General features: G+C 65.4%; 12 protein-coding genes. All 12 read left to right on the top strand.

Annotation, left to right across the window (positions count from 1 at the left end; all coding sequences use genetic code 11):
• Positions 1-7 precede the first annotated feature (7 nt).
• On the top strand, positions 8-1,963 hold the full coding sequence (locus tag YWC_RS0107260) for an ATP-binding cassette domain-containing protein (protein WP_027864771.1): 1,956 nt from the start codon (positions 8-10) through the stop codon (positions 1,961-1,963).
• 54 nt (positions 1,964-2,017) lie between these two features.
• Entirely contained in the window at positions 2,018-2,746 is a 729-nt protein-coding gene (locus tag YWC_RS0107255) for a CAAX prenyl protease-related protein (protein ID WP_084416344.1), read from the top strand.
• A gap of 55 nt (positions 2,747-2,801) precedes the next feature.
• On the top strand, positions 2,802-4,031 hold the full coding sequence (epsL, locus tag YWC_RS0107250; protein WP_229413038.1) for an XrtB/PEP-CTERM-associated polysaccharide biosynthesis outer membrane protein EpsL: 1,230 nt from the start codon (positions 2,802-2,804) through the stop codon (positions 4,029-4,031).
• 19 nt (positions 4,032-4,050) lie between these two features.
• Positions 4,051-5,433: an undecaprenyl-phosphate glucose phosphotransferase gene (locus YWC_RS0107245; RefSeq protein ID WP_027864768.1), complete on the top strand. Its 1,383-nt coding sequence runs from the start codon at positions 4,051-4,053 to the stop codon at positions 5,431-5,433.
• A gap of 296 nt (positions 5,434-5,729) precedes the next feature.
• The gene (gene gmd, locus YWC_RS0107240; RefSeq protein WP_027864767.1) at positions 5,730-6,845 is read left to right on the top strand and encodes a GDP-mannose 4,6-dehydratase; all 1,116 of its coding nucleotides are present in this window, start codon (positions 5,730-5,732) and stop codon (positions 6,843-6,845) included.
• 2 nt (positions 6,846-6,847) lie between these two features.
• Positions 6,848-7,885 (top strand): GDP-L-fucose synthase, encoded by a 1,038-nt coding sequence (gene fcl, locus YWC_RS28635; RefSeq protein WP_229413037.1) that lies wholly within the window; start codon positions 6,848-6,850, stop codon positions 7,883-7,885.
• Between the two features lie 169 nt (positions 7,886-8,054).
• Positions 8,055-9,122 carry an EpsD family peptidyl-prolyl cis-trans isomerase gene (locus YWC_RS0107230; RefSeq protein ID WP_051306302.1) on the top strand — a complete coding sequence of 356 codons (1,068 nt, stop codon included), beginning with the start codon at positions 8,055-8,057 and terminating at the stop codon, positions 9,120-9,122.
• A 47-nt stretch (positions 9,123-9,169) separates the two neighbouring features.
• A complete protein-coding gene (gene epsE, locus YWC_RS0107225) occupies positions 9,170-9,958 on the top strand; it encodes a polysaccharide export protein EpsE (RefSeq protein WP_027864765.1) in 789 nt (262 codons plus the stop codon).
• Positions 9,959-10,171: 213 nt separating this feature from the next.
• Positions 10,172-11,578 (top strand): chain length determinant protein EpsF, encoded by a 1,407-nt coding sequence (gene epsF, locus YWC_RS0107220; RefSeq protein ID WP_027864764.1) that lies wholly within the window; start codon positions 10,172-10,174, stop codon positions 11,576-11,578.
• 48 nt (positions 11,579-11,626) lie between these two features.
• Positions 11,627-12,526 (top strand): chain length determinant protein tyrosine kinase EpsG, encoded by a 900-nt coding sequence (gene epsG, locus YWC_RS0107215; protein WP_229413036.1) that lies wholly within the window; start codon positions 11,627-11,629, stop codon positions 12,524-12,526.
• A 1-nt stretch (position 12,527) separates the two neighbouring features.
• Complete coding sequence (gene xrtB, locus YWC_RS0107210) at positions 12,528-13,511, top strand: exosortase B (RefSeq protein WP_036213524.1); 984 nt, start codon at positions 12,528-12,530, stop codon at positions 13,509-13,511.
• Complete coding sequence (gene epsI / locus YWC_RS0107205; protein ID WP_027864761.1) at positions 13,508-14,260, top strand: exosortase-associated protein EpsI, B-type; 753 nt, start codon at positions 13,508-13,510, stop codon at positions 14,258-14,260. The genes xrtB and epsI overlap by 4 nt, the downstream gene beginning before the upstream one ends.
• Positions 14,261-14,281: the final 21 nt, after the last annotated feature.

Genomic DNA, 14,281 nt, shown 5'->3' with positions numbered 1-14,281 from the left:
ACGGATCATGGCTGTCATTTCCCTCACTTCCGCGCAACTGGCCTTCGGCCACGTCGCGCTGCTCGACCACGCTGACTTTTCCCTGGAGACCGGCGAGCGCGTCGGCCTGATCGGCCGCAACGGCACCGGCAAATCCTCGCTGCTGAAGATCATCTCCGGCCGCTCCAGGCTCGACGACGGCCTGCTGGTCATGCAGCAGGGCGTCAAGATCGCCTACGTCGAGCAGGAACCGGTCTTCGATCCGGACGCGAGCGTGTTCGATGCGGTGGCCGCCGGCATGGGCGACCAGCAGGCCATGCTGGCCGAGTACGAGTCGCTCACCGGGCAGTTCGGCGGCGACAACGACGATGCCCTGATGGAGCGCATGCACGAGATCCAGGTCAAGCTCGACGCCGTCGACGGCTGGAATCTGGCGCACAAGGTCGACACCACCCTCGACCGCCTGGGCCTGAACCGTGAAGCGAAGATGGGTACGCTGTCGGGCGGCATGCAGAAGCGCGTGGCCCTGGCCGTGGCGCTGGTCTCCGCACCCGACGTGCTGCTGCTGGACGAGCCGACCAACCACCTCGACTTCACCTCGATCAAGTGGCTGGAGGGCCTGCTGCGTGAGTACCGCGGCTCGGTGCTGTTCATTACCCACGACCGCAGCTTCCTCGACAACGTCGCCACCCGCATCATCGAGCTCGACCGTGGCCGCCTGCTCTCGTTCCCGGGCAACTTTTCCACCTACCAGGAACGCAAGCGCGAGCTGCTTGCCAACGAGGAAGTCGAGAACGCCAAGTTCGACAAGTTCCTGGCCCAGGAAGAAGTCTGGATCCGCAAGGGCGTGCAGGCCCGCCGTACCCGTGACGAAGGCCGGGTGCGCCGCCTGGAAGCGCTGCGCCTGCAGCGCGCCGCGCGCCGCGAGCAGCAGGGCACGGTCCGTCTCGATGTTGGCGCCGGCGAGCGATCGGGCAAGATCGTTGCCGAGCTGGAAAACATCTCCAAGTCGTACGGCGAGAAAGTGATCGTCAGCAACTTCACCGGCACGATCCTGCGCGGCGACAAGGTGGGCCTGATCGGGCCCAACGGCGCCGGCAAGACCACGCTGCTGAAGATCATCCTGGGCGACGAGACCGCCGACAGCGGCTCGGCCAAGCTGGGGACCAAGCTGAACGTCGCCTATTTCGACCAGATGCGCGCCCAGCTCAACGACGAGGCGAGCCTGGCCGACACCATCTCGCCGGGCAGCGACTGGGTCGAGATCAACGGCCAGAAGAAGCACGTGATGACCTATCTCAGCGACTTCCTGTTCGCACCGGAACGTGCCCGCTCGCCGGTGAAGTCGCTCTCGGGCGGCGAGCGCAACCGCCTGCTGCTGGCGCGCCTGTTCGCCAAGCCGGCCAACTGCCTGGTGCTGGACGAGCCGACCAACGACCTCGACATCGAAACCCTCGAGCTGCTCGAGGAACTGCTCGAGGAATACACGGGCACCGTGTTCCTGGTCAGCCACGACCGTACCTTCCTCGACAACGTCGTGACCCAGGTGATCGTTGCTGAAGGGAATGGACTGTGGCGCGAATACGTCGGTGGCTATACCGACTGGGAACGCGCGCGCGCCAACGATGCCGCGTCTGCAACGAAGGCCGCCGCCACTCTTGCCAAGGGCGCCGCGCCCTCGGCGACCCCGGTCGACCCGGCAGCCAAAGCTGGTGAAATGTCATCTACCGCACAGAGCGGGTCTGGTAAAAAGGTAAAGTTGAGCTACAAGGAACAGCGCGAACTGGAGGAACTTCCCCAGCTGATCGCGACTCTTGAAGATGAGCAGTCGGCGATCACGGCCCAGCTGAATTCGCCCGACTTCTACAAGCAGAATCCCGGCGACGCGCGCCGCCTGAGCGAGCGCCACGCCGAGATCGACGAGCTGCTGCTCGACGCCCTCGAACGCTGGGAGCGCATCGAAGCCCGCGCACGGGGCGAGTAGCGTAACAAACGGGGCAGGCCAGGCGCCTGCACAGACCAGGAGTAACGTCCGGACATGACCGAGCACAACGAATCCCGTACCGCTCCATCCGCAGCATCCGCGTTATCGGTCGACGCACCCCTCTTCAGCCGCGCCGCCTGGGCGCGGATCCTGCCTTTCGGCGCCTACATCTTCTTCATCATCCTCGGCGACATGCTCGAGCGCACCGGCCTGTCGCGCGCCGAGCTGCGCTGGCTCTACCCGGTGCAGATCGGCGTCGTGGCCGTCCTGCTGGCGGTGTTCTGGCGCCGCTACCACGAGCTGCGCGCGCCGCTGCCCGGCGCGGCCCAGCTGCTGGTGTCGGTGCTGGCCGGTATCGTGGTGCTGGTGCTCTGGATTAATCTCGACGCCCCCTGGATGACGGTCGGTTCGAGCCCCGGCTACGACCCGCGCACCAATGGCGAGCTCGACTGGCTCCTGATCGTCATCCGCATTGCCGGCGCCGCCCTGGTCGTGCCCGTCATGGAAGAATTGTTCTGGCGCTCCTTCGTCATGCGCTGGGTCGACGCCGCCGACTTCGAAGCCCTGGAGCCCGCACGGGTCGGCATCAAGGGTTTCCTGGTGTCGGTCGTCCTGTTCGGTTTCGAACACAACCTGTGGCTGGCCGGCATCGTCGCCGGTGTGGCCTATAGCCTCCTTTACATGCGTCATCGCAACCTGTGGTCCGCGGTGATCGCCCACGCTGTCACCAACGGCCTGCTCGGCGCCTGGGTGGTCGCGACCGGCAGCTGGGCCTTCTGGTAATCCGCAGGCGAAGCTTCACCATCCCAAGCGCAATGAATCAGAAAAGACAAACAACATGATGCCTTTACGCCACCCATCCCTCCGCCCGATCGCCTTGCTCATCGGGACGATGTTCATGTTCCCGGCCCACCAGGCGGCCGCCCAGCAGCAGCAACAGCCGGAAGAAGGCCTGAAGCTCTACGGCGGCATCGGCTGGGGCTACGACGACAACCTGCTGCGCGTGCCGGACAACCGTCCGGCCTTCGGCGGCAAGCGCAGCGACCGCTGGCGCCAGGCCGAGGCCGGCGTTGTGTACAACAAGCGCATCAGCCGCCAGCGCGTGGCGGTGGTGGCCAAGGCCTCGAAGGTCGACTTCGACTTCTTCAAGCAGCTCGACTACGACGGCCGCGACCTGCAGGCCACCTGGTTCTGGGAACTTGGCAACAAGTTCGAAGGGCAGGCCGGCACCCTGTACGACCGCACGCTGGCTTCCTACACCGACTTCTTCAGCGACGAGCGCAATGTGCGCGAGCGCCGCCGCAAATGGTTCGATGCCGGCTGGAAGATGCACCCGAGCTGGAAGCTGCGCACCGGCTTCACCCACGAACGCTACGAATACGAGCTGGTGCGCCAGCGCTGGAACAACCGCACCGAGAAGGCCTCCGAAGTCGAGCTGCTGTACCGTCCGAAGAGCGGCAGCTCGGTGGGCCTGGTGGCGCGCCGCCTCAAGGGCGAGTACCCGTTCCGGCGCCCGACCACGATCGGCGTGCTGAACGACGACTTCACCCAGGACGAACTGAAAGTGCGCGTCAACTGGTACGCCACCGGTTCGACCACGGTGCAGGCGCTGGCCGGCTACGTGCGGCGCGAGCAGCCTTCGTTCGGCGAGGGCACGACCAAGGGCTTCAACGGCCGCGTGAACGCCTATTACCAGCCGCGCGGCAAGGTGACCTACAACGCCTCGCTGTGGCGCGAATTCGCCCCGATCGAGAGCACCATCGTCAGCTACACCCTGAACCGCGGCGCCAGCATCGGCGCCACCTGGCAGGCCACCGGCAAGATCAAGGTCGATGCCAACGCCGCCTACGAACAGCGCGCCTACAACCCGCGCTCGGTCGCAGCGAGCGGCCTGTCCGACCTGGACGACTCGCTAAAGACGGCCAGCCTGCGCGCCACCTGGCAGGTCAAGCGCAAGATCGCGGTCTCGGCCGGCTGGCAGCACCAGTCGCGCAGCGGTTCGCAGACGCTCAACCTGGGCAAATTCGACGCCAACACCGTGATGGTGAACGCGAACGTGCTGTTCTGAAGCACCCACGAAGTGACTTATGACGGTAAACGATATTCCGATCATCTCGTTTTTCCAGCGCGTGCTCGATCCCCTGATCATCATGGGGACCCTGTATCTGGCCACGCTGTATTACCAGGAGCCGTTTTCCGGGTATTCGCTGGTGCTGATGATCCTGGCGTTCTTCATCTCGTCCTCGGTCTACCAGCACGTCGATCCCTACCGCACCTGGCGCAGCGGCCGCATGCTGGCCTATGCACGCGATACCGTGTTCGGCTGGTGCCTGACCATCGCGGTGCTGTACTTCCTGGGTTCGGCCAGCGGCCTGAAGTACTTCTACGACGAGCGCGTGCTGCTGGCCTGGTTCATCGCCACGCCGGTGACGATCCTGGCCAGCCACCTGGCGGTGCGCAAGGCCACCGGCAGCCGCGACCGCAAGCGCGAAGTGCGTTCGATCGTCGTGGTCGGCATCAACGACGTCGGCATCAAGTTCGCCAAGGTGTGCGAGCGCCACCCCAACCTGTTCATGGAAGTCTGCGGCTTTTTCGAAGACCGCAACGATGAGCGCCGTCCGAGCGAAATCGGGCATCCGGTGCTGGGCGGCATGGCCGACGTCTGCGCCTACGTGCGCCAGCACAACATCAAGATGATCTTCATCAGCCAGCCGATCTCGGCCCAGCCGCGCATCCGCAAGCTGATCGACGAACTGAAGGACACCACCGCCTCGGTCTACTTCCTGCCGGACGTCTACGTGTTCGACCTGATGCAGGCCAGGTTCGATACCGTCGGCGGCATGCCCGTCATCGCGATCAGCGAGACCCCCTTCATGGGCTGGAACAGCGTGATCAAGCGCGGCAGCGACATCGTGATCGGCAGCATCATCCTGGTGCTGCTGGCGCCCCTGATGCTGGCGAGCGCCATCGCCGTCAAGCTCAGTTCGCCAGGCCCCGTCATCTTCCGCCAGCGCCGCTATGGCCTGTATGGCGAGGAGATCTTCGTCTACAAGTTCCGCTCGATGACCGTCACCGAGGACGGCCCGAACGTGGTGCAGGCCTCGAGGAACGACCAGCGCGTCACGAAGGTCGGCGGCTTCCTGCGCCGCACCTCGCTCGACGAGCTGCCGCAGTTCATCAACGTGCTACAGGGGCGCATGAGCCTGGTCGGGCCGCGCCCGCACGCGGTCGCCCACAACGAGCAGTACCGCAAGCTGATCAAGGGCTACATGCTGCGCCACAAGGTGCGCCCCGGGATCACCGGCTGGGCCCAGGTCAACGGCCTGCGTGGCGAGACCGCCACGCTCGACAAGATGGAGGCGCGCATCCAGTACGACCTCGATTACCTGCGCAACTGGTCGCTGTGGCTCGACCTCTGGATCATCATCAAGACGGTGAAAGTCGTGCTGACCCGCAAGAACGCGCACTGAGCGCCCACTGAGCGCGCACCGGGCGCATATTGAACCCGGCGTTGCGACAGGCATCGAATAGCAGGATGATGGACAGATCGAGGTCGGTGCGAAATGTAATTAACTGCTCGCAACGTGTGCTTATTTACCAGTGAAAACACTTTAAATTCAAGTTGGCAATAATTCGCTTAAGGTCAACTTAAAAGCCACGCGCACGATTGGTATCTTGCTTGCATGACCACACGAGCTGCGTAGAATCGTTGATGAGTTTGCAACTGCCGGGGCTGGTGTTTGCCTAGTTCCGCAAGGGAAAACATATGAAGAAAGCACTGATTACCGGCGTTACCGGTCAGGATGGTTCCTACCTGGCGGAGCTGCTGCTCGAGAAGGGCTACGAGGTCCACGGCATCAAGCGCCGCGCTTCCCTGTTCAACACCGGGCGCATCGACCACATCTACCAGGACCCGCACGCAGACAATCCGCGCTTCTTCCTCCACTACGGCGACCTCACCGATACGTCCAACCTGACCCGCATCCTGCAGCAGGTACAGCCCGACGAGGTTTACAACCTGGGCGCGATGAGCCACGTGGCGGTGTCCTTCGAGTCGCCCGAGTACACCGCGGACGTCGACGGCATCGGCACCCTGCGCCTGCTGGAGGCGATCCGCTTCCTCGGGCTGGAAAAGAAAACCCGCTTCTACCAGGCCTCGACGTCCGAGCTGTACGGCCTGGTGCAGGAGACCCCCCAGCGCGAAAGCACGCCCTTCTATCCGCGCAGCCCCTATGCCGTGGCCAAGCTGTACGCCTACTGGATCACCGTGAACTACCGCGAGGCCTACGGCATGTACGCCTGCAACGGCATCCTGTTCAACCACGAATCGCCGCGCCGCGGCGAGACCTTCGTCACCCGCAAGATCACCCGCGCCCTGGCCAACATCGCCCAGGGCCTCGAGCCCCAGCTCTTCCTCGGCAACCTCGACGCGCTGCGCGACTGGGGCCATGCCCGCGACTACGTCCACATGCAGTGGTTGATGCTGCAGCAGGACAAGCCCGAAGACTTCGTGATCGCCACCGGGCGCCAGTATGCGGTGCGCGATTTCGTCGAGATCGCCGCACGCGAGCTGGGCATCGAGATCGCATGGCAGGGGCAGGGCGTCGACGAGCGCGGCCTGGTGGCGTCCATCCGCGGCGAGAATGCGCCGGGCGTGGTGGTAGGCCAGCCGATCGTGGCGGTGGACCCGCAATATTTCCGTCCGACCGAGGTCGAGACCCTGCTGGGCGACCCGAGCCGTGCGCGCGAGCGCCTCGGCTGGGAACCGACAACCAGTTTCGAAGCGATGGTGCAGGAAATGGTGGCGCACGACCTGGACACGGCGCGCCGCCACAAGCTGCTCGCATCGCATGGCTACAACGTTGCACTTTCACTGGAGTAAGCGTGTCGAATAATCAGCCTCGTATCTATGTCGCCGGCCATCGTGGCCTGGTCGGCTCCGCCATCGTGCGCGCCCTGCGCGCACAGGGACACACCGACATCGTCACCCGTACCCATGCCGAACTGGAACTCACCGACCAGGTACAGGTGCGCGAATTCTTCCGTACCGAACACATCGACCAGGTCTACCTGGCCGCGGCCAAGGTGGGCGGCATCCATGCCAACAATACCTATCCGGCCGAATTTATCTACGACAACATGATGGTGCAGGCCAATGTCGTGCATGAAGCATGGCGCGCCGGCGTCCAGAAGTTGCTGTTCCTCGGTTCCTCCTGCATCTATCCACGCCTGGCGGCGCAGCCCATCCGCGAGGAATACCTGATGAACGGCATCCTCGAGCCGACCAACGAACCCTATGCCATGGCCAAGATCGCCGGCATCAAGCTGTGCGAGAGCTACAACCGGCAATACGGCACCGACTACCGCAGCGTGATGCCGACCAACCTGTACGGTCCAGGCGACAACTATCACCCGGAAAACAGTCACGTGATCCCGGCCCTGCTGCGCCGCTTCCACGAAGCGCGCGAAAGCAATGCGCCGGAAGTGGTGATCTGGGGCAGCGGCAAGCCGATGCGCGAGTTCCTGTACGTGGACGACATGGCGGCTGCCAGCGTCTACGTGATGAACCTGCCGATTGACGTGTATGCGGCCAACACCGACCCCATGCATTCGCACATCAACGTCGGCACCGGCCAGGACGTCACGATCGCCGAGCTGGCGCGGCTGGTGGGCGAGACTGTGGGCTACCGCGGCCGCATCGTGTTCGACGCCGGCAAGCCGGACGGTACGCCGCGCAAGCTGCTCGACGTGTCCAAGCTGGCCGCGCTCGGCTGGCGCGCCAGCACGCCGCTGCACGAAGGCCTGCGCCGTGCCTACGAAGCCTTCGTCGCCGAGCAGGAAGCGGAAGAGGCCGGCTCGCAGGACGTGCCTGCGCAGCTGCTGGGACGCCCGGCCGGCAGCGCGGCGCGGGCGCTGGCATGAAGCGCGGGACATGTCGCGGTAGCAGTTTGTTAATTGACGAACAGAGGGCGAATCGTGTGGAACCCAGAATGGATGAGTCCTGAATCTGCTCCGTGATGCGGGGCAGGTCACGAATAACAAAAGGAACACGCGGCGGGCTCGCCCGCTAACCAACGTCGAGGAAACTATCTTGAAAACCTTCCATTTGGCAGCCAAACCAACTTCCTTCCCAAGCCCCAGGCGCCTGCTGTCCACGGCGGCGCTGGTGTTGTGCGCGACGACCCTGGCCGCTTGCAGCAAGGATGAAGCACCCAAGGAGTCGAAGCCGGGCCAGGCCCTGGCCAGCGTCAACGGCGAAGAGATCACCGTCTTGCAGCTGAACGAGGAATTGCAGCGCCTGGGCGTCGGCGCACAGCAGCAGCAGGTGGCCGGCAAACAGGTCCTGCAGGCCCTGATCGACCGCGAACTGCTGGAAAGCGAGGCTGCCAAGGAAAAGCTCGACCGTGATCCGAAGGTGATGCAGGCCATCGAACGGGCGCGTTCGCTGATCATCGCCCAGGCCTACATGCAGAAGCGCATCGGCGAACCGCAGCGTCCGTCGCAGGCCGAAGTGGAGGACTACTTCAACAAGAACCCGCAGTTCTTCAGCAACCGCAAGCAGTTCGCCATGAACGAGCTGATCCTCGCGGCCAGCGACCTGACCCCGGAAGTGCGCGCCGCGGCCGACAGCGCCAAGTCGCTGGAAGAAGTGGCCGTGTTCCTCGACGCGCGCAACATCAAGTACGGCCGCGCCCAGGTCACGCGCAGCACCGCCGACCTGAACGCGCAGCTGTCCGCCAAGCTGCTGTCGATGCAGAAAGGCCAGCTGTTCGCGGTCAAGGAAGGCGACCGCGCCATGCTGATCTCGATCGCCGAAGTGCGCGACGCGCCCGTCACGCTGGCCATCGCCGCCCCGCAGATCACCCAGTACCTGACGAACAAGAAGAACAAGGAGCTGGCCGCCGCCGAGATCCAGCGCCTGCGCGGCACCGCCAAGATCGCTTACCTGAACAAGGAATACGAGCCGAATCCGAACGCCCCGGCGGGCGGGTCGCCGGCAGCGGCGCCCGCCGCCGGCGACCCGGCCGGCGCGGGCGATCCGGCCGCGACCGCGGTGGCGACGGCGCCGGCAGGCCAGTCCTCGGTGGCGCCGCCGCCGGAAAGCGGCCCCACCACCGACAAGTCCGCGCTCGAACGCGGCGTCGCCGGCCTCAAGTAATCGAACTCATCGACTCATCGACCCAAAAACAAATAGAAGGAGCAATCATGAAACGATTCGTCAAGTGGATGATGGCCACCGCGCTCGTCCTGAGCATGGGTGTCGCCGCTGCCGCCGAAGTCCTGCTGGGACCGGGCGACGTGGTCAAGCTGTCGGTCTACGGCAGTCCCGACCTCTCGCTCGAAACCCGCGTCAGCGAAAGCGGCAACATCACCTTCCCGCTGCTGGGCCAGGTCGCGGTGGGCGGCCTGTCGGTGGCCGCGGCCGAGAAGAAGATCGGCGACATGCTGGAGAAGGGCGGCTACCTCAAGAAGGCCCAGGTCAACATGCTGGTGACCACGCTGGCCAGCCAGCAGGTGTCGGTGCTGGGCTATGTGAACCGCCCGGGCCGCTACGCGGTGGAGGGGCGCCGCAAGGTGCTCGACCTGCTGGCGATGGCCGGCGGCATCCACGGCGACGGCGGCGACATCATCAACCTGGTGCGCACCCGCGACGGCAACACCACGCGCGAGACCATCGACGTGGTCGACATGGTCCGCAAGGGCGAGCTGAACAAGGATTACGAAGTGGCCGGTGGCGACATCATCTATGTCGAGCGCGCCCCGCGTGCCTACGTCACCGGCGAAGTCCAGCGCCCGGGTCCGTTCCGCCTCGAGCGCGGCATGACCGTGCAGCAGGCCGTCTCGGCCGGCGGTGGCCTGAGCATGCGTGGCAGCAATAACGGCATGAAAGTCACCCGCAAGGATGCCAGCGGCAACCCGGTGACGATTGATGTCAAGGCACATGATCCAGTCCAGGTTGACGATGTCATCGTCGTGCGTGAGAGCTGGTTCTGATTGATGCCGATAAACCTACTGCGCGTCGCGCTGACGCCCTGCGATGCTCCTCGTACATCCGTACGACTGCGCTTCTCGAGCGCCAGCGCTTCCGCTCGCTACGGTTTCTCGGTATCAATCGGCTTGCCACTGTTCACCCGTTTTGAAAATTCTTTAGTGCTGCGCCCGTTTTGTCCACCCCGCTGTCAAGGCATCTGATGCAAAGGTAAGGCCATGAACGTTCATCAATTCCTGCTGATCCTGCTTGCCAGGAAGAAGATCATCCTGGGAACCCTGCTGGTCACCGTCCTGCTCGCGCTGGGCTGGAGCCTGATCCAGCAGAAGACCTACAAGGCAACCGCATCCGTGCTGTTGAACTACAAAGGGGTGGATCCGGTGAGCGGGCTCACCATGCCAGGCAACCTGATGCCGGGCTATATGGCCACCCAGATGGACATCATCACCAGCAAGAACGTGGCCCTGCGGGTGGTCGACTCGCTGCGCCTCGCATCGAGCCCGGCCGTGCAGGCGCAGTGGCGCGAAGCCAGCGAAGGCAAGGGCTCGGTGCGCGACTGGCTGGCCGACCTGCTGCTGAAGAAACTCGAGATCATGCCCTCGCGCGAATCGAGCGTGGTCGAGATCAGCTTCAAGGGCGCCGACCCGGCCTTCGCCGCCGCCGTCGCGAATGCCTTCGCCGACGAATACCAGAAGATCAGTGTCCAGCTCAAGACCGAGCCGGCCAAGAAAGCCTCGTCCTACTTCAATGAACAGACCAAGCAGCTGCGCGACAACCTGGAAGCCGCGCAGGCGCGCCTGTCGAAATACCAGCAGGAGAAGGGCATCGTCAGCCTCGACAACAACCGCGTGGACGTCGAGCTGTCGCGCCTGAGCGACCTGTCGGCCCAGCTGGTCGCGGCCCAGACCCAGGCCATGGAAGCCAGCTCGCGCGAACGCATGGCCACCGGTGTCGGCTCGCCCGACGTCGCCAACAATGCCCTAGTGCAGAGCCTGCGCGTGAGCCTGGCGAGCGGCGAAGCCAAGCTGGCCGAAGCCGCATCGCGCTACGGCCGCAACCACCCGGCCTACCAGTCGGCCCAGGCCGAGGTGAGCAAAATGCGTGCCGAACTGAACGCCGCCCTGGGCAGCGTGTCGAAGAGCGTGGGCGCCAATGCCCAGGTCTACCGCCAGCGCGAGGCCGAGCTGCGCGCCGAACTGGCCGCCCAGAAGACCCGCGTGCTCGAACTGAACCGCACCCGCGACGAACTCGGCGTGATGCTGAAAGACCTCGACAGCGCCCAGCGCGCCTTCGACGCCGCCAGCAACCGCTTCTCGCAGACCCGCATCGAGGCCCAGGCCGAGCAGTCCGACATCTCGATCCTGAACCCGGCGGTGCCGCCGACCGAGCCCGCAGGGCCGCGCGTGCTGCTCAACACCCTGGTCTCGATCCTGCTGGGCACCATCCTCGGCGTCGGCTTGGCCCTGCTGCTGGAACTGATCAACCGTCCGGTCCGCTCGACCGGCGACGTCAAGGACATGCTGGGCATCCCGGTGCTCGGCACCATCGAATGGCGCATGAAGCGCCCGCGCAGCGGCGGTATCCGTGCGCTGATGACCCCGCGCCGCCTGCTGCGTTTGAACTGAGGCGCGCGGCGCTCGCGCATCCGAACCAGAAAAGAATAGGACACGACCATGAATTCATCCGTGCTATCCGCATTGCCGACCGGTGCACCCCACGAGGGCGCACTGCACAACGGGGCTCAGGCCGATTCGAGCATGGGCGCATTGCTGCTCGATTCCGGCAAGCTCACCCCCGAGAGTGCCGAGCGTGTCCTGCGCATGCAGAAAGACCTCGGGATCCGCTTCGGCGAAGCCGCCGTGCGCCTGGGCCTGGTGAGCGAGGAAGACATCCAGCAGGTGCTGGCACGCCAGTTCTCCTATCCCTACCTGCAAAAAGGGCAGGCCAACCTGTCGCCCAAGCTGGTCGCCGCCTACGACCCGTTTTCGCCCCAGGTCGAGGCCCTGCGCGCGATCCGCAGCCAGCTGATGCTGCGCTGGTTCGCGCGCGGCCGGCGCGCCCTGGCGATCGCCGGCGTGACCCCGGAAGACGGTTCCAGCCTGTTCGCGGCCAACCTGGCGGTGGTGTTCTCCCAGCTGGGCGAGCAAACCCTGCTGGTGGACGCCAACCTGCGCAGCCCGCGCCAGCAGGAGATGTTCGGCGTCAAGCCGCGCCAGGGCCTGTCCGACCTGCTGGCCGGCCGCGCCGACCTCGACGTGATCCAGCGCGTTCCCGCTTTCGTCGACCTGTCCCTGATGCCGGCCGGCACGCTGCCGCCGAACCCGCAGGAACTGCTGGCGCGCGAAGGCTTCCGCAACCTGAACACCCAGCTCGAGTCGCGCTACGACGTGGTGCTGTACGACCTGCCGCCGTTTGCCAGCGGGGCCGATGCGCTGGCGGTGGCCGGCCGCGCCGGCGGCGTGCTGCTGGTGGCCTGCAAGCACCGCACCCGTATCGCCAACATCAGCCGCATGGCCGAGCAGATGGCCGAATCCGGCGCCGAAGTGGTCGGCTCGGTGGTGGTGGAGTTCTGAGATGGCGACCGCGGCACCAGATCACGCAAGGGCGCAGGCGGAACTGCCGCCTCCGACCGTGGCAGGGACCCTCGATGGCCTGAAGGGCTCCATCTCCGAATGGTGGCCGGTGTATGCCGGCCTGGCAATCCTGTTCGGCCCCACTTTCTACAGCCTGTTCACCGGCGCCTGGATCAGCGAAGAGCAGGGCCACGGGCCCATCATCTTCTTCCTGGCGCTCTGGCTCATCTGGCGCAAGTGGCCCGAAGTCATGGCTGCGGTCGGTCCCAGGCCCGAGGGCAGCTGGACCGGCTGGCCGGTGCTGGCGATCGGCCTGATGTTCCACCTGCTGGGCCGCTCGCAGAAGATCCTGATGTTCGAGGTGGCCTCGATCGTGGTGGTGATGGCGGCCCTGGTGCTGCTCAAGTTCGGCAGCCGGGCGCTGCGCACCCTGTGGTTCCCGTTCTTCTTCATGCTGTTCCTGATCCCGCTGCCGAGCGAACTGGTGGCGGCGGTGACGATGCCGATGAAGATGGCGGTGTCCTGGGTGACCGAGCACATCCTGTTCGCGCTGGGCTACCCGATCTCGCGCTCGGGGGTGGTGCTGCAGATGGGCCAGTACCAGCTGCTGGTGGCCGATGCCTGCGCCGGCCTGCAGACCCTCTTGACGCTGGAAGCGCTTGGCCTGTTCTACCTGAACCTGATGCGCCACCCTTCGGCCTTCCGCAACATCACGCTGGCGATCCTGATCATCCCGATCTCGTTCACGGCCAACGTGATCCGCGTGATCGCGCTGACCCTGATCACCTATTACTTCGGCGACGCCGCCGGCCAGGGCTTCCTGCATGGCTTCGCAGGCATGGTGCTGTTCGTGACCGCGCTGCTGCTGATCCTGGCGGTCGACAACGGCCTGCAATGGTGGATCAAGCGCCGCGGCAATCGCGGCGGCGGCCCGGGCGCGGGCGGCGGCCGCCGCATGCCCGGCACTCTGAAGGAGGCAACATGAACCGCCGTTTCGCCATCAGCCTGGTGCTGGGCCTGGCCATGGCCGGCACCTCGGCCCTGACCGGGGCGCTCACCCCGAAGCCGCGGGTGCTGCAGCCGCATGAACAGTTCAGCCTGGAACAGATGATCCCGCAGCGCTTCGCCGACTGGCGCATCGACCCTTCGGTGGTGCCGCTCGCGCCCGATCCGGAGCAGCAGAGCATGCTGGAAAAGATCTACGACCAGACCCTGTCGCGCACCTACATCAACAGCCAGGGACAGCGCGTGATGCTGTCGATCGCCTACGGCGGCGACCAGAGCAAGGCGCTGCAGCTGCACCTGCCCGAGGTCTGCTACGTGGCCCAGGGCTTCCAGATGCAGAAGGACGCCGAGGACAGCCTGACGACCCGCTTCGGCGAGCTGCCGGTCAAGCGCCTGGTGGCGCGCCTGCACGAGCGCAACGAGCCGATCACCTACTGGATCACGATCGGCGAGCACGCCTCGCGCGCCGGCATCCAGCAGAAGCTGCACCGCCTGGCCTACGGCCTGTCGGGCGAGATCCCGGACGGCATGCTGGTGCGCGTCTCGACCATCCAGTCCAACGAGACCCAGGCCTACGGGGTGCAGGACCGTTTCGTCGCCGAGATGCTGGGCGTCATGGCGCCGCGCGACCGTACGCGCCTGCTGGGCTCGGGCTTGGCAGGTGCACCGGAAGCGGCGCCGGAGGCGGCCGCCGCGGCGCCCGCGGCGCATGGTCCGGCGCATGGCTGAGACAGGGAGAAGGTAACGAGC

This window comes from Massilia alkalitolerans DSM 17462, assembly GCF_000427785.1.
Taxonomy (GTDB): Bacteria; Pseudomonadota; Gammaproteobacteria; order Burkholderiales; family Burkholderiaceae_D; genus Telluria; species Telluria alkalitolerans.
The sequence above is the reverse complement of the archived record's forward strand: the minus strand, read 5'-3'. Positions and strand labels throughout refer to the sequence as shown.

Bases quoted from the DNA above. Each gene is read 5' to 3' on its own strand.
- YWC_RS0107260 (WP_027864771.1), top strand. From the start codon at position 8: ATGGCTGTCATTTCCCTCACTTCCGCGCAACTGGCCTTCGGCCACGTC.
- YWC_RS0107255 (WP_084416344.1), top strand. From the start codon at position 2,018: ATGACCGAGCACAACGAATCCCGTACCGCTCCATCCGCAGCATCCGCG.
- epsL (WP_229413038.1), top strand. From the start codon at position 2,802: ATGATGCCTTTACGCCACCCATCCCTCCGCCCGATCGCCTTGCTCATC.
- YWC_RS0107245 (WP_027864768.1), top strand. From the start codon at position 4,051: ATGACGGTAAACGATATTCCGATCATCTCGTTTTTCCAGCGCGTGCTC.
- gmd (WP_027864767.1), top strand. From the start codon at position 5,730: ATGAAGAAAGCACTGATTACCGGCGTTACCGGTCAGGATGGTTCCTAC.
- epsE (WP_027864765.1), top strand. From the start codon at position 9,170: ATGAAACGATTCGTCAAGTGGATGATGGCCACCGCGCTCGTCCTGAGC.
- epsF (WP_027864764.1), top strand. From the start codon at position 10,172: ATGAACGTTCATCAATTCCTGCTGATCCTGCTTGCCAGGAAGAAGATC.
- epsG (WP_229413036.1), top strand. From the start codon at position 11,627: ATGAATTCATCCGTGCTATCCGCATTGCCGACCGGTGCACCCCACGAG.
- xrtB (WP_036213524.1), top strand. From the start codon at position 12,528: ATGGCGACCGCGGCACCAGATCACGCAAGGGCGCAGGCGGAACTGCCG.
- epsI (WP_027864761.1), top strand. From the start codon at position 13,508: ATGAACCGCCGTTTCGCCATCAGCCTGGTGCTGGGCCTGGCCATGGCC.